Annotated in this window: 11 protein-coding genes; 8 read left to right on the top strand and 3 right to left on the bottom strand. The window is 72.6% G+C overall.

From position 1 onward, the window contains the following. Window positions 1–3: 3 nt before the first annotated feature. The 4 genes from JT362_RS20700 (at window position 4) to JT362_RS20685 (ending at window position 3724) form a co-directional block, all read left to right on the top strand. Window positions 4–315 carry a hypothetical protein gene (locus JT362_RS20700; RefSeq protein ID WP_260193114.1) on the top strand — a complete coding sequence of 104 codons (312 nt, stop codon included), beginning with the start codon at window positions 4–6 and terminating at the stop codon, window positions 313–315. After that, the gene (locus tag JT362_RS20695; RefSeq protein ID WP_260193113.1) at window positions 312–2078 is read left to right on the top strand and encodes a WXG100 family type VII secretion target; all 1767 of its coding nucleotides are present in this window, start codon (window positions 312–314) and stop codon (window positions 2076–2078) included. The genes JT362_RS20700 and JT362_RS20695 overlap by 4 nt, the downstream gene beginning before the upstream one ends. A gap of 128 nt (window positions 2079–2206) precedes the next feature. Beyond that, the gene (locus tag JT362_RS20690) at window positions 2207–2662 is read left to right on the top strand and encodes a DivIVA domain-containing protein (RefSeq protein ID WP_260193112.1); all 456 of its coding nucleotides are present in this window, start codon (window positions 2207–2209) and stop codon (window positions 2660–2662) included. A gap of 36 nt (window positions 2663–2698) precedes the next feature. Further along, window positions 2699–3724: a LacI family DNA-binding transcriptional regulator gene (locus JT362_RS20685; RefSeq protein WP_260193110.1), complete on the top strand. Its 1026-nt coding sequence runs from the start codon at window positions 2699–2701 to the stop codon at window positions 3722–3724. A 3-nt stretch (window positions 3725–3727) separates the two neighbouring features. Here the strand turns inward: JT362_RS20685 and JT362_RS20680 are convergent, their stop codons facing one another. Continuing rightward, window positions 3728–5452 carry a carbohydrate-binding module family 20 domain-containing protein gene (locus tag JT362_RS20680; protein WP_260193108.1) on the bottom strand — a complete coding sequence of 575 codons (1725 nt, stop codon included), beginning with the start codon at window positions 5450–5452 and terminating at the stop codon, window positions 3728–3730. A gap of 99 nt (window positions 5453–5551) precedes the next feature. Between JT362_RS20680 and htpG the strand changes: the two genes are divergently transcribed. Then, window positions 5552–7459, top strand: coding sequence for a molecular chaperone HtpG (htpG, locus tag JT362_RS20675; protein WP_260193107.1), 1908 nt, complete (start codon window positions 5552–5554; stop codon window positions 7457–7459). Window positions 7460–7507: 48 nt separating this feature from the next. On the opposite strand, the gene JT362_RS20670 is transcribed toward htpG, so the two are convergent. Continuing rightward, the gene (locus JT362_RS20670) at window positions 7508–8230 is read right to left on the bottom strand and encodes a chitinase (protein ID WP_260193106.1); all 723 of its coding nucleotides are present in this window, start codon (window positions 8228–8230) and stop codon (window positions 7508–7510) included. Window positions 8231–8361: 131 nt separating this feature from the next. Between JT362_RS20670 and JT362_RS20665 the strand changes: the two genes are divergently transcribed. From JT362_RS20665 to JT362_RS20655, 3 genes are all read left to right on the top strand, one after another. After that, window positions 8362–9537 (top strand): hypothetical protein, encoded by a 1176-nt coding sequence (locus JT362_RS20665; RefSeq protein ID WP_260193105.1) that lies wholly within the window; start codon window positions 8362–8364, stop codon window positions 9535–9537. A gap of 5 nt (window positions 9538–9542) precedes the next feature. Beyond that, a complete protein-coding gene (gene hrpB, locus JT362_RS20660; protein ID WP_260193104.1) occupies window positions 9543–12068 on the top strand; it encodes an ATP-dependent helicase HrpB in 2526 nt (841 codons plus the stop codon). Window positions 12069–12160: 92 nt separating this feature from the next. After that, on the top strand, window positions 12161–13687 hold the full coding sequence (locus tag JT362_RS20655) for an alkaline phosphatase D family protein (RefSeq protein ID WP_260193103.1): 1527 nt from the start codon (window positions 12161–12163) through the stop codon (window positions 13685–13687). Here JT362_RS20655 and JT362_RS20650 read toward each other — a convergent pair. Then, a complete protein-coding gene (locus JT362_RS20650; RefSeq protein ID WP_260193102.1) occupies window positions 13675–15198 on the bottom strand; it encodes an outer membrane protein assembly factor BamB family protein in 1524 nt (507 codons plus the stop codon). The genes JT362_RS20655 and JT362_RS20650 overlap by 13 nt on opposite strands. Between the last annotated feature and the right edge of the window lie 82 nt (window positions 15199–15280).

The following is a 15280-nucleotide window of genomic DNA, read 5'->3' as shown; positions in this document are numbered from 1 at the left end:
ACAGTGGCCGATGACGGATACACCGTCGCGGAGAACGAGCTGCGCACGTTCGCGAAGGACCTGAACAGCACCGCGGACACGTTGACCGCGTGCGCCGGCGCGGTGCGCGGCGTCAGCTACGGGATCACGACCTGGGGCATCGTCGGCGAGATGTTCGCCGTCAAGAACGTGCGGGACGCGACCAACAGTGCCGGGGACGACCTGGAGGCCTGCTCCAGTTCCCTGCGCGACACGTCCAAGGGCGTCGACAACACGATCCAGACCTACCTGAACGTCGAGGAAGACATCGCCGGCAGGTTCGGAGGCGACAAGTGAGCGAAGAAGAGGGCCCGAAGACCGAGGAAGAGGTCCGGGAAGCCTACGGGTACGACAACTTCCGCCTCGACGACGAGAACAAGTTCGCCGGTGCCGGCATCTTCGAGTCCTACTCGGAGCTGATCGGCGCGGCGACTGAGGAGGGCGAGAAGGACGCCGCGCAGATCGCGGTCGCCTCGGTCACCGTCGGCCTCGACACCCTCGGCATGGTGCTCGACCCGCTCGGGTCCGTGTTCGCGGCGGGCGTCGGCTGGCTGATCGAGCACATCGGCTTCCTGCGCGAGCCGCTGGACCTGCTGATGGGCGACCCGGAGGCGATCAAGGCCAACGCCGCCCTGCTGCAGATGGAGGTCGCCAAGATCAACGCCTGCGCGGACGAGCACGAGACCGCGCTCAACGCGGTCAAGGCGTGGCAGGGCGAGGCGGCCGACAACTGGCGCGCCAGCATGAACAAGCTGACCGAGGAGATCCGGTCCCTCGGCGTGGCCGTGTCCGGCACCTCGGACCTCACCGTGCAGGCCGGGGTCGGCATCGCCGCCGGCCGGGCCGTGGTCCGCGACATCATCGCCGCGGTGATCGGCGGCCTCATCGCCGGCGCGCTGGTGGCCGCCGCGGCGGCGTTCTTCACGTTCGGCGCGTCGATCGCCGGGTTCGTCGCCACCGCGATCGGCGTGGCCTGCTCCACCGCCGCCAAGATCGCCCGGCTGATCTCGAAGCTGACCGGCCTGCTCGGCCGGCAGTCCAGCCGGCTGGCCGAGGTCTCCAAGCACATGGCCGACATCGCCAAGCGCATGGAGGACCGCGCGGTCGCGGCGAAGCTCAACCCGTGGCGGCCGGGCGGCAGCTGGGACCGGCCGTCGGACAACCTGGACCAGTGGGCGCCGCCGAAGCCCGCCGAGGGCGACGCGCCGAAGCCGCCGCCACGCACCCAGTCCGCCCCGCCCGGCGGATCGGTCGAGCCGCCGCCGAAGCCGGCCGACGGCCCACCGAAGCCACCCCCACGCACCGACTCCGCCCCACCCGGCGGATCAGTGGCGCCGCCACCGAAGCCCGCCGACGGCCCACCGAAGCCACCCCCACGCACCGACTCCGCCCCACCCGGCGGATCAGTGGCGCCGCCACCGAAGCCCGCCGACGGCCCACCGAAGCCACCCCCACGCACCGACTCCGCCCCACCCGGCGGATCAGTGGCGCCGCCACCGAAGCCCGCCGACGGCCCACCGAAGCCACCCCCACGCACCGACTCCGCCCCACCCGGCGGATCGGTCGAGCCACCGCCGACCACGCCGTCCGGCTCGCCGCCACCGCCCCAGCGGGTGGACACGGCACCGCCGGGGACCACGACGCCGTCGGGCGCCCCGCCCAAGCCGGACGGACCGCCCGCGCCGCCGCCGAGGGCGGACACCGCGCCGAACACGCCGCCGCCACCGCCGGGCAAGCAGGACAGTCCGTGGACGGGCTGGTCGAAGGACGGCTACCGCAACCACGCGCAGCTGATGCGTCCGATCAACCAGCTCAACCGGCTGCCGCAGAACGTCATCCGGGCGGCGGCCCAGCGGCTGTTCGGCAACAAGCAGGCCAACAGCTTCATGGACGCGCTGGACACGCTGAACAGCGTTCGCGACCCGAAGTGGACCGTGAACGTCGGTGGCGTGGAGATGCCCCTCGGCATGTTCGGTGCGATGGCCAGCCAGGTGGGTAACGAGGCCACCAAGGAGGACGACAACAAGGACGACGCGCGGGAGGCCGCCGGCACGAACTGAGCCGACACGCGCCGACACTGGTCTGGACATGTGACTACAGTCGATAGTTAGGTGCGGGATGGCGTGGGCGTCGGCGGCAACGTCGGCGGCGCCCACGGTTGTCGACCGGTCACCTAGGAGTCGCACTGATGGGTAACGATTCGCCGCTGTTGACGGCCGACGCCGTCGAGAACGCGCGGTTCGACCCGGCGCGGTTTCCGTCGCGCGGGTACAACGAGGACCAGGTCGACGACTTCCTCGACGTCGTCGTGCACACGATCCGCGTGCTGACCGCCACCCTCGACCAGCAGCGGCAGGAGATCGACCGGCTCAAGCACTGGCGCCAGACCACCGGCCCGATGGAGCGCACGGCCGCGGACACCCTGGAGCAGGAGGCCAGGGCACGCGCGGACAACATCATCGCGGCCGCCCGGGTCTCCGCCGAGGAGATCCGTCGGCTCGCGGTGAGCAACGCGCAGCACATCGTGCACACCGACCACCTCGCCACCGTCGTCGAGGTCGTCGATCGGCTGCACATGCTGCGCGACGGGATCACCGCCGAGCTGGGCAGGCTGGAGGACGCGCTCGCCGCCGGCCAGCACTGACTTGCTGAAAGTAGCCGCAAGGGCTTTCATTGTGCGGTGAGCGTCGGGCGTCTGAGCGACATCGCCGCGCAGGCCGGGGTCAGTGAGGCCACGGTCAGCCGGGTGATCAACGGCAAGGCGGGGGTGTCCGCGCCGACCAGGCAGGCCGTGGTGGCGGCCATGGACGTGCTCGGCTACGAGCGCCCGTCCCGGTTGCGGGAGCGCAGTGCCGGGCTGATCGGCCTGATCACCCCCGAGCTGTCCAACCCGATCTTCCCGGCGCTGGCCCAGGTCATCGAGCAGGTGCTGACCAGCCGCGGCTACACCCCGGTGCTGTGCACGCAGACCCCCGGTGGGTCGACCGAGGACCAGCTGACCGACCTGCTGGTGGACCGCGGTGTCGCCGGGATCGTCTTCGTGTCGGGCCTGCACGCCGACTCCACCGCCGACCCGAACCGGTACGTCAAGCTCGCCGGGCGGGGCGTGCCGTTCGTGATGATCAACGGGTACACCGAGGCGGTGTCGGCGCCGTTCGTGTCCACCGACGACCGCGCCGCGGTGCGGCTGGCCGTCTCGCACCTGGTGGAGCTGGGCCACGAGCGGATCGGGCTCGCGGTCGGCCCGCGCCGGTTCGTCCCGGTACTGCGCAAGATCGAGGGCTTCGTGCAGTCCGTGCGCACGCTGCTGCCGCTCACCGCCGAGCAGGCCGAGGGGCTGGTCGCACACTCGCTGTTCACCGTCGAGGGCGGCCAGGCCGCGGCGAACGCCCTGCTGGACGAGGACTGCACGGCGATCGTGTGCGGCAGCGATCTGATGGCCTTCGGCGCGATCCGGGCGGCCCGGCAGCGCGGGCTCTCGGTGCCGGCCGACGTCTCGGTCGTCGGGTTCGACGACTCGCCGCTGATCGTGTTCGCCGACCCCCCGCTGACCACCCTGCGCCAGCCGGTCGAGGCGATGGGCCAGGCCGCCGTCAACGCCCTGCTCGAGGAGATCGCCGGCACCCCGGCCCCGCACGCGGAGTTCGTGTTCCTGCCGGAGCTGGTCGTGCGCGGCTCCACCGCCGCCCGGCCCCGGATGCCCTGAACGTCACCGACGGAACGTGCCGCCGTCCACGGTGACCTGACCGGAGGCGGGCGTGCGCAGGGTGCGGTTGGCTCCGGTCTCCCAGATCACCGGCTGACCGTCCTGGCGGATCACGAACTTGTACTCCACGTCGGTGTTCGCTGGCAGTACGCCGGCGCCGTGCCACCGCGGGTAGGTGCCGGTGCCGGTGGTGAGCGGGGCCGCGGCGGCGGGATCCCAGCCGCCGAGTTCCGGCACGTTGCCGACGACGTACACGTTCTGGCCCCAGTTCGTGGTGGCCTCGACGGTGTAGGACGCGGTGACCTGGTCGGGGTTCGGCTCGCCGGGGCGGCCGGTGTGGAAGGCGACGGCGCCCTTGGCCGGCACGGTGACGGTGGCCTGCCCGCCGGTGACGGTCACGCTGGTCGCGCAGTCGTTCAGCACGTCGCAGTAGGAGCCGTCCGGCAGGCCGGTCGGGTACTGGGCGGTGTGCGCGGCGCCGGAGTTGTTGATCACGACGTAGCCGGTGCTCCCCCGGCCGAAGCCGATCACGTTCGACGCCGGGGACCGCCAGTTCGCCACGTCCGCGTCGCCGACCGCGTTGTGCCAGCCGACCATGCCGGCCACCAGCGGATCGCGGTTCAGGCAGTACCAGCCGGAGCCGCAGTCCGTGTCGGTGACGAAGCCGTTCGCGTTCGGCGGCGCGCCCTCGGGGTCGGTGAACTCGAACCCGGCGTACACGGTCGGCCTGGTGTGCTCCCACGCCAGCTGGAAGACGTTGGCCAGCACCGCTGTCCGACCGTCCTTGTAGGACAGATGGCTGCCGTTGCGCTCGGTGTCGTGGTTGGTGACGAACGAGACCGAGTTCTCCGCCGGCAGGATCCCCTGGCCCGGGCCGAAGCCGGCCAGGCTGGCGATGTCACCGGTGAACGCGCTCCTCATCCGGTCGGCGTAGAAGAAGTCGAGCACGTCGCCGCTGCCGTAGTAGTCGCCGGGCGCGGGCGGCTCGCCGGGGAACACCTCGTGGAACACGAACGGGCGGTCCCCCGCGGTCGTGTCGTCGAGCAGGTCGACGATCGCGGCCAGCTCACCGGCCGGCATGTGCTTGGCCGCGTCGACCCGGAAACCGTCGACGCCGAGGGCGAGCTGGGAGTTCAGGTAGCCCGCCAGCTCCGCGCGCACCCCGGGGTCGGAGGTCTTGAGGTCGGGCAGGTCGAGCAGTTCGCAGTGCTGGACCTCCCACTGGTTCGTCCAGTCGCTGATGTCCCGGTCGCAGACGTCGACGTTGTAGTCGCCCCGGTCGTACATCGGCGGGTCGTACTTGTCGGTGACCACGGTGCCGTCGTAGCCGGTGCCGGTCTGCGCGCCGGTGTGGTTGACCACGGCGTCGGTGTAGACCTCGATGCCGGCGCCGTGACAGGCGTCGACCATCGCGGCGAACTCGGCCGCGCTGCCGAAGCGGCTGTCCAGGCGGTAGCTGTAGGGCTGGTAGACGTCCCACCACACGCCACTGGGGTGCCGCAGCGACTCCGCGGGCGGGGCGACCCAGACCGCGCCGTAGCCGGCCGGGTCGAGGTGGTCGACGCACTCGCGGGCCACCGAGGGCCAGTTCCACGACCACAGGTTGGCGATCACGTCGCCGTTGGGCACGCCGGTGTCGGCGACCCGGACGTCGGCGGTTGCCGAGGGGGCGGTGACCATGGCGGCGAGGACGATCGTGGGCAGGGCGAAGCGCAGGGTTCGTCGCATTGCCGTTCTCTCCTCGTTGAGAGTCTTGCGCAAGGGACTGCAACATCTTGCAGACTAGCGTCCGGCGCCTGCCGCTGTAAACGGCTGGCTACCATCGGCATGACTTTCTCGACCCAGAAGGAAATCCCCGTGACCGAGACCCTCGAGTTCCAGTCCGAGGCACGTCAGCTGCTGCAGCTGATGATCCACTCCATCTACTCGAACAAGGACGTGTTCCTCCGGGAACTGGTGTCCAACGCCTCCGACGCGCTGGACAAGCTGAGGCTGGAGACCTACCGCGACAAGGACCTGGAGGCCGACACCTCCGACCTGCACATCGAGCTGGAGACCGACCCGGTCGCGCGTACGCTCACCGTGCGGGACAACGGGATCGGCATGACCCGCGACGAGGTCGTGAGCCTGATCGGCACGATCGCCAAGTCCGGCACCGCCGAGCTGCTGGCGAAGCTGCGCGAGACCAAGGACTCCGCCGCGTCGGCGGACCTGATCGGCCAGTTCGGCGTCGGCTTCTACTCCAGCTTCATGGTGGCCGACAAGGTCACGCTGGTGACCAGGCGCGCCGGCGCGGACGAGGGCGTGCGCTGGGAGTCGGCCGGCGAGGGCACGTACACGATCGAGCCGGCCGAGGACGCGCCGCAGGGCACCTCGGTCGTCCTGCACCTCAAGCCGGAGGACACCGAGGACAAGCTGTACGACTACGCCTCGCCGGCGAAGGTCCGGGAGGTCGTCAAGCGGTACTCCGACTTCATCACCTGGCCGATCCGGATGGCCAAGGCCGCCCCCGCCGAGGAGTCGGACGAGTCGACGGACGGCGAGCTGGAGACCGTCAACTCGATGAAGGCGCTGTGGGCGCGGTCGGCGAGCGAGGTCACCGAGGACGAGCTGACCGAGTTCTACCGGCACGTCAGCCACGACTGGAGCCCGCCGCTGGAGACGATCCGCCTCCAGGCCGAGGGCACGTTCGAGTACCAGGCGCTGCTGTTCCTGCCGTCGCGGGCGCCGTTCGACCTGTTCATGCGGGACGCGCGGCGCGGCGTGCAGCTCTACGTCAAGCGCGTGTTCATCATGGACGACTGCGAGGCGCTGGTCCCGGAGTACCTGCGCTTCGTCAAGGGCGTGGTGGACGCGCAGGACCTGTCGCTGAACGTGTCCAGGGAGATCCTGCAGCAGGACCGGCAGATCGAGCTGATCCGCCGCAGGCTGGTGCGCAAGGTGCTGTCCACGGTCAAGGCGTTGGAGCCGGAGAAGTACCGGACGTTCTGGACCGAGTTCGGCAAGGCGGTCAAGGAGGGTCTGGTCTCCGACGCCGGCAACCGGGACTCGATCCTGGAGATCTGCTCGTTCCCCTCGACGCACTCCGCCGACGAGCCGACCAGGCTGGCCGACTACGTGGCGCGGATGAAGGACGGCCAGGAGCACATCTACTACCTGACCGGCGAGTCGCGGCAGGCCATCGAGAACTCGCCGCACCTGGAGGCGTTCCGCGCCAAGGACTACGAGGTCCTGGTGCTGACCGACCCGATCGACGAGATGTGGGTCGACGCGGTCGAGGGCTTCGAGGGCAAGCAGTTCCAGTCGGTCGCGAAGGGTCAGCTCGACCTGGACGAGCAGGAGTCCGAGCACACCGAGGAGTTCAAGCCGCTGCTCGACTGGATGACCACGGCGCTCGGCGACACGGTCAAGGAGGTCCGGCTGTCCTCCCGGCTGACCACCTCGCCCGCCTGCATCGTCGGTGACGAGCACGACCTGACGCCGACCCTGGAGAAGATGTACCGGGCGATGGGCCAGGAACTGCCGCCGGTCAAGCGGATCCTCGAGCTGAACCCGACGCACCCGCTGGTCGCCGGCCTGCGCACCGCGCACACCGAGCGCGGCGCCGACGACCCCCGGCTGACCGAGACCGCCCAGCTGATGCACGACATGGCGCTGCTCGCCGAGGGCGGCGACCTGCCGGACCCGGCGAAGTTCGTCAAGGTCCTGGCGAGCCGCCTGGAGCAGGCGCTCTGACGCCGGAACCCGGCCCGGCGGTGCGGGCCGCCGGGCCGGGTTCGCGGGTCAGCAGTACAGGTTCTCGCCGGTGGGGACGCCCAGCAGCTGGGTGAACTGGGTGTACTTGTCCACCCTGGACTGGACCTGGCCGGGGTTGCCGCCGTCGCACTCGATGGCGCCGTTGATGCTGCGGATGGTGTGGCCGAAGCCGTGCCCGCCGACCATCGCGTCGTGGCCGGTCATCGTGCCGGGGCCGCTCTGGGTCATCCAGTACCAGAGCGCGGTCTGCCACGCCACCGCCGCGTCGTTCTGCACCAGCCACGGGTCGTTGAGCAGGTCAAGGCCGAGCGCGTCGCCGGCCGACTTGTAGTTGAAGTTCCAGCTCAGCTGGATCGGGCCGCGGCCGTAGTACGCGTCGTTGCCCGCTGGGCAGCCGTAGGGCTGGCTGGTGTCGCAGTAGTGCGGGTAGTTGGCCTCGTTCTGCTCGACGATGTGCACCAGACCGCCGGTCTCGTGCGACACGTTGGCCAGGAACGCGGCGGCCTCCTGCCGGCGCACGGTGTCCGAGCCGGTGTTGGCGAACGCGGGGTAGGCGGACAGGGCCGTGGTCAGCCCGCTGTAGGTGTAGAAGGCGTTCCGGTTGGGGAACATCTGGTTGAACTGGGCCTCGGACACCACGAAGGCGGCCGGTTCCGGAGCCGGGGCGGCCGGTGCGGCCGAGACCGACGGCGCCGCGACGACGGCGAAGGCGAGCACGGTCAGGGCCGCGCCGATGCGACGTAGGGACATCATCACTCCTCGTGCCGAGTGCTCTGCGGAGCGTTACGCGGCCACTAGACCATGATTGGTCTAAACCACACAACCTACCTTCGTAGGGCGGCGAAGTGGTCACTGTCCGTGGTCGCCTATTGTGACGCAGCATGCACCGCGTCTTCCTCCACGTCGGCACGCCGAAGAGCGGGACCACCTACCTCCAGGAGGTCCTGTGGCGCAACCGGGACAGCCTGCGCGCGGACGGCGTCCGGTACCCCGGTGCGCGGCCGGACGAGCAGTTCCTCGCCACCCTCGATCTGCTCGAACGTGACTTCCACGGGGTGTCCGACCCGGCGGTCCGGGACGCGTGGGAGCGGATCTCCACCGAGGCCCGCGCCTGGCACGGCACCTCGGTGATCTCGCACGAGATGCTGGCACCGGCCACCCCGGAGATGGTGCGGCGGGCGATGAACTCGTTCGGGAACGCGGAGGTGCACGTGGTCTGCACCGCCCGGGACCTGGCCAGGCAGCTGCCGGCGGTGTGGCAGGAGGACGTCAAGAACTCCGGCCAGCTCACGTTCGACGAGTTCAGCCGCTCGCTGCGCGGGGACACCACGGTCAACCCGTACTTCGCGAACACGTTCTGGGGCTACCAGGACATCCCGGCGTTCCTGCGCACCTGGGCCGCCGACCTGCCGCCGGAGCGGGTGCACGTGATCACCCTGCCGCGCGGGGCGGCCCGCGACACGCTGTGGCGGCGGTTCGCCGAGGTCGTCGGCGTCGACCCGGTGCGCCCGGTCGAGGTGGACGTGCGGAACCCGTCCACCGGCGTGGTGGAGACGAACCTGCTGCGGCTGCTGAACCGCGCGGGGGTGCGCGAGGACCTCGGCTGGCCGGGGTACGAGAACCTGGTGAAGGAGTTCCTCGCGCTGGAGGTGCTCGCCGGCCGGCCGGGCTCGGTGCCGCTGACGCTGCCGGTCGAGGACCGCCCGTGGGTCGAGCAGTGGTGCAAGGACACGGTGGAGGCGATCCGCGCGGCCGGGTACCACGTCGTCGGCGACCTCGGCGACCTGCTGCCGACGTGGCGGGTGGACCACGACACCGGTCACCCCGACAGCGCCACCGACGCCGAACTGCTCGACGCGGCGGTGTACGCGCTGGCCTCGACGCTGCGGCTGGTGCAGACGGAGCGCAGGCGGGCGGCCGCGCGGAAGCCGCCCCCGCCGGCGAGCGTGCGCGGCGTCCTGCTCGAACGGTACGAGGGCGACCCCCGGATGCGCTGGATGCTGCGCGGCTACCGCAACGCCAAGGCGGCGGTACGCGCCATCCGCAACGGCCGCTAGCCCGGGTGCTCGTCCCCGCCGACCTGCCCGACCTCCCGGTCCGCGCCGTCCTCGACGACGTGCTCGGCGTGCTGCGCGAGCGCGGCGCCGCGGTCCTGGTCGCGCCGCCCGGCACCGGCAAGACCACGATCGTCCCGCTGGCGCTGGCCGAGTTCGGCCGCGTGGTGGTCGCCGAGCCACGCCGGCTCGCCGCCCGCGCCGCCGCCGGCCGGATGGCCGCCCTGCTCGGCGAGCCGGTGGGCGGGACGGTCGGCTACGCCATCCGCGGCGACCGCAAGGTGTCGCGGGAGACGCGGATCGAGGTCGTCACCACCGGCCTGCTGGTCCGGCGGCTCCAGCGCGACCCCGACCTACCCGGCGTAGACGCCGTGCTCCTCGACGAGTGCCACGAACGCCACCTCGACGCCGACCTGCTGCTGACGCTCCTGCTGGACGCCCGCGCCGGCCTGCGCGACGACCTCAAACTGCTGGCCACGTCGGCCACCGTCGCGACCGACCGGGTGGCCGCCCTGCTCGGCCCGGTGGTCCGCGCGGAGGCCAGGACGTTCCCCGTCACGGTGACCCACACCCCGCCGACCCGCGGCGAACGGGTGGAGTCCTGTGTGGCGCGGGCGGCGCGCCGCGCGCTGTCCGAAGGGGACGGTGACGTGCTCGCGTTCCTGCCCGGTGCCGGGGAGATCGCCCGCACCGCCGCGCTGCTGGACGACGTTCCGGTGGCGCCCCTGCACGGCAGGCTGCCCCCGGCCAGGCAGGACGCCGCGCTGCGGCCGGGGACGGACCGGCGGGTGGTGCTGGCGACCGCGGTGGCCGAGTCCAGCCTGACCGTGCCGGGGGTGCGGGCGGTGGTGGACTCGGGTCTGGCCAGGGTGCCCCGGACGGACCACCGGCGGGGCCTGGCCGGTCTGGTCACCACCCGGGTGTCCGCGTCGGTGGCGGAGCAGCGCGCCGGCCGCGCGGGCCGGGAGGCGCCCGGGCGGGTGTACCGCTGCTGGCCGGAGCACGAGCACGGGACGCTGCCCGCCCAGCCGGAACCCGAGATCCGCACCACCGACCTGACCAGGCTGGCCTTGGAACTGGCGTGCTGGGGTACGCCCGACGGCGGTGGCCTGGACTGGTGGGACCCGCCCCCGCCGGGACCGCTCGCGGCCGGGCGCGAGGTGCTGACCGCGCTGGGCGCGTTGGACCCCGCGGGCGCCGTGACCCCGCGCGGGCGGCGCATCGCCGAAATCGGCCTGCACCCCCGGCTGGCCCGAGCCCTGCTCGACGCGGGAAGCACCCTGGCCGCCGAGGTCGTCGCCCTCCTCGACGACGACACCCTGGCCACCGGCACCGACGTCGCGGACACGCTCCGCCGCCTCCGCACCGACACAGGCCCCACCGCCACCCGCTGGCGACGCGAGGTGAAGCGCCTCTCCCGCCTGGTTTCCACCGACCAGGACGCCGCCGAGCCGGCACCGGGTGACCGGACCACCACCGACCCAGCCACCGTCGACGCCGCCGAGCCGGCTCCGGGTGACCGGACCACCACCGACCCAGCCACCGTCGATCCCGCCGACGCGGGTGATCCGGCCCTGGTGGTCGCCCTCGCGTACCCCGAACGACTCGCCCGCCGCCGTGGGTCGGGCTCGCGCACATACCTGATGGCCAACGGCACCGCGGTCGACCTGCCCGGGCCGGCCCACGCCGAGTGGCTCGCCGTCGCGAGTGCCGATCGGCGGCCAGGGCAGGCGCACGGCACGATCCGGCTGGCCGCCCCCGCCGACGAGGCACTGGCCCGCCGGGCCGCCCCCACCCTCCTGTCCGAAGCGGACGAGGTGACCTGGTCCGGCGGTGACGTCACCGCCAACCACACCGTCCGTCTCGGCGCGATCGTCCTGCGCGAACGGCCGCTGGCCAACCCCGACCCCGCCGCGGTCCGCGCCGCCGTCGCCGACGGGCTCCGTGCGGAAGGGCTCCGGCTCCTCCCGTGGCCGGAGCGGGCGAGCAGGCTCCGCGCCAGGATGGCGTTGCTGCACCGGGCCATGGGCGACCCGTGGCCGCCGGTGTCCGACGACGCCCTGCTCGCCGCCGCCGACACCTGGCTCGGCCCGGAGCTGACCACCGCACGCCGCCGCGCCGATCTGTCCCGGGTGGACACCCACGCCGCGCTGTCCCGGTTGCTCCCCTGGCCCGAGGCCGCGCGGCTCGACGAACTGGCCCCGGACCGCCTCCGCGTCCCGTCCGGCGCGCGGCCGAGGGTCGACTACGGCGCCGAGGAACCCGTGCTCCCGGTCAAGCTGCAGGAGACCTTCGGCTGGACCGAGACCCCCACGATCGCCGACGGCCGGGTCGCCGTGGTGCTGCACCTGCTCTCCCCCGCCGGCCGCCCGGTGGCCGTCACCCGCGACCTGGAGTCCTTCTGGCGCAACGGGTACCACCAGGTCCGCGCCGAGCTGCGCGGGCGCTACCCGAAGCACCCCTGGCCGGCCGACCCGGCCCTCGCCACCCCGACGGCCCGCACCAACCGTGGACATCCCGGGCCGCGTGGGTGAAACTGTGCCGGCAAACTCGCGTTGCCTGTTGATAGTTCACGAGCCTGGAGGAGCCCTTGTCACGGGGAATCAGCCGTCGTGGCTTTCTCGGGATGGCCGGCGCCGGTGCGCTGGCGATCCCGCTCACCACCGCCTCGACCGCCTCGGCCTGGAACAACCCCCGCTTCCCGGACGACCCGTTCACGCTCGGGGTGGCCTCGGGCGACCCGACACCGGACGGAGTCGTGCTGTGGACCCGGCTCGCGCCGGACCCGCTGGCGGCGGACGGCCGCGGCGGCATGCCGGACCGGACCGTCCCGGTGCTCTGGCAGGTCGCCGAGGACCCCCGCTTCCAGCGGGTGGTGCGCAGCGGCCTGGCCTGGGCTTCCCCGGAGCTCGGGCACTCGGTGCACGCCGAGGTGTCCTGGCTGCGGCCGGGCCGGGACTACTGGTACCGGTTCCGGACAGGCCACGAGGTCAGCGAGACCGGACACACCAGGACGGCCCCGGCGCACGGGGCCAACCCGTCCTCGGTGGACTTCGGGTTCGTCAGCTGCCAGAACTACGCGGACGGGTACTACACGGCGTTCCGGCACCTGGCCGAGGAGGACCTCGACCTCGTCGTCCACCTGGGGGACTACATCTACGAGGGCGGCGGCCAGGGCTCGATCGGACGCGGGCACCTGCCGGAGGCGGAGGTGTTCTCACTCGCCGACTACCGGATCCGGTACGGGCAGTACAAGAGCGACCCGGACCTGCGCGCCGCGCACGCCGCCGCTCCGTGGGTGGTGGTGCTCGACGACCACGAGGTGGACAACAACTGGGCCGACGAGCTCGACGGCCACGACAACGACGTGCTCGCCCGCCGGGCCGCCGCCTTCCGCGCCTACTACGAGCACATGCCGCTGCGTCGCGCCGCCATGCCGCGCGGGCCGGACATGCGGCTGTACCGGCGACTCGGCTACGGGCGGCTCGCCCGGTTCAACGTGGTGGACACCCGGCAGCACCGGGACAACCAGGCCTGCGGCGACGGCAACGTGTCCGGCTGCGCGGAGCGGTGGGACCCGGACCGCACGATGCTCGGCGCCGAGCAGGAGCGCTGGCTCCTCGACGGGCTCGGGCGGTCCACGGCCACGTGGAACGTGCTGGCGAACCAGATCTTCGTGATGCAGGGCGACTCGGCCGCCGGCCCGGAGCAGGCGTTCGGCATGGACACCTGGGACGGCTACGCCGCCGCGCGGCAGCGCCTGTTCGACGGGATCCGTAGTCGCGACGTCGACAACTTCGTCGTCATCACCGGCGACGCGCACCGCAGCGTGGCCGCGGACCTGAAGGCGGACTTCGACGACCCGGACTCGGCCACCGTCGGCGCCGAGTTCCTCGGCACGTCGGTCAGCTCCGGCGGCAACGGGCAGGACCAGGACGACTGGGGCCGGACCTGGCTCGCGGAGAACCCGCACATGAAGTTCCACAACTCCCAACGCGGCTACGCCCGCTGCCACCTGACCGACACGCACTGGCGCACCGACTACCGCGTCGTCCCCTACGTCGACCGCCCCGGCGCGCCCGTCGGCACCCGCGCCACCGTCCACCTCGAGGCCGGGAACCCGGGCATCCAGGGGGTCGATCAGGCCGGGTAGCCGCTGACCGTGGTGTCCGTGGCCTTCGCGACCACGATGGCGCCCGGGGCCGGCACGACGACCGCCCGGGCGTCGGTCCCGAGCATCCTCGACAGAATCTCCGGGGTGCCCCAGGTGATCGGGGTGCGGGCGACGCGGCGGTCGGCGATCGTCTGCCAGACCAGGGACGCCTCGGTGTCCGGGCCGCAGATCCGGAGGTAGGCGGTCTCGGTGGTGGTGTGGGCACGGGGGCTGTCGCAGGTGGTGACCGGGAGTTCCCTGGTGTCGCCGGTGGCCGGGTCGACGACCCGGGGACCGAGGGTGTCGTCCGGTTCGTCGGGGAGCAGCGGTCGGAGGCCGGCGTCGACCCGGGCGTCCGGCGTGGACAGCGGCGTGCCGTCGGCGGTGCGCAGGACGGCACGCTCACCGGCCAGGTCCACCGAGACCAGGTCGCCGGCCGGGTTGGTGGACAGGTGGTGGTCGACCGGCGAGTCCACTGTGGACTCGTGGGACCAGCGGCGCTCGCCGGTGCGGTCGTCCAGGGCGAGCACGCCGGCGCGGTCGTCGCAGTGGATCGAGGTGAGCACCACGTCGGCGCCGCTGCGGGGTAACAGGAACGGGGACGTGCACCCGCTCGGCGGCCGCCACCGCCACAGTTCCTCGCCGGTGCGCAGCTCCAGCGCGCGAACGGTGTGGTCGTTCTCCCCCACCAGGTCGCGGACCGGCAGCACGCTGTTCGTCGGCACCAGGAAGTCCTGGTCGGCCACCCACTCGTCCACTGTGGACTTCCAGTGCACCTCGCCGGTCACCGCGTCCAGCACGACGAGCAGCTCCGCGCCGGTCTCCCGGTCACCGCCCGGCGCGAACGCGGCCAGCACCAGCTCCCGGTCCGGTGTCACCGCGAGCGCGCGAACGTGCGCGCCCTGGTGCGCGTAGCGCCACCGCACCGCCCCGGTCGGGCCGTCCAGCGCGGCGAGCTGCCCGCCCTCGACCGCCACCACCACTCCGGCCCCCGCGGCCACGACGCCGAGCACCGGGTCCTCGGTACGCCACGTCCACCGGCGTTCCCCCGGTTGCCCGGCCATCGCGGCGGGCTCGGCGACACCGGCGGTGCTCGCCCGCAACGGCACCCGCGGCGCCAGCAGCCCGCCGGCGACCGCGGCCGCGGCGAGCACCACGACCAGCCCCGCCGCCACCGGAACCCCGAGCGGGCGCACCGCCGCGGCGACGAGGGCGACCAGCACCCCGACCGCGCACACCGCGAGCACCGCCGTCCCGGAACCGGGCAGGCCGCCGGTCAGGTCGCGGTACAGGCAGTACACCGCCCACCCGGCGGCACCGGCGGCGAGCAGCCCCGCCGTCGACCGAACGGCCCTGGTACGCCGGAGAAAACCGAGCACGGCCACCACGACGAGCGCCGCCGCGCCGAGGAGCACGCCGGTGTCCGGCCGGTCCGGCCGGGCCGCGCCGCCGGGCAACAGGACCGCGACCACGCCACCCACCGCACCGACCATCGCGACCAGTCGCACCATGCGCCCACTCCTCCGCCTCGGCGTGATCCACCTTCGAGACGAACACCTCGGCGTGGAAGTTCCGGCAAGCACGTTCCGTAAG

It is taken from the genome of Actinophytocola gossypii (assembly GCF_025165815.1).
GTDB lineage: Bacteria > Actinomycetota > Actinomycetes > Mycobacteriales > Pseudonocardiaceae > Actinophytocola > Actinophytocola gossypii.
This window is presented reverse-complemented; position numbering and strand designations above follow the sequence as displayed.

Coding starts and splice junctions, on each gene's coding strand:
- JT362_RS20670 (WP_260193106.1), bottom strand. CDS start 8,230: ATGTCCCTACGTCGCATCGGCGCGGCCCTGACCGTGCTCGCCTTCGCC.
- htpG (WP_260193107.1), top strand. CDS start 5,552: ATGACTTTCTCGACCCAGAAGGAAATCCCCGTGACCGAGACCCTCGAG.
- JT362_RS20680 (WP_260193108.1), bottom strand. CDS start 5,452: ATGCGACGAACCCTGCGCTTCGCCCTGCCCACGATCGTCCTCGCCGCC.
- JT362_RS20690 (WP_260193112.1), top strand. CDS start 2,207: ATGGGTAACGATTCGCCGCTGTTGACGGCCGACGCCGTCGAGAACGCG.
- JT362_RS20650 (WP_260193102.1), bottom strand. CDS start 15,198: ATGGTGCGACTGGTCGCGATGGTCGGTGCGGTGGGTGGCGTGGTCGCG.
- JT362_RS20655 (WP_260193103.1), top strand. CDS start 12,161: ATGGCCGGCGCCGGTGCGCTGGCGATCCCGCTCACCACCGCCTCGACC.
- JT362_RS20665 (WP_260193105.1), top strand. CDS start 8,362: ATGCACCGCGTCTTCCTCCACGTCGGCACGCCGAAGAGCGGGACCACC.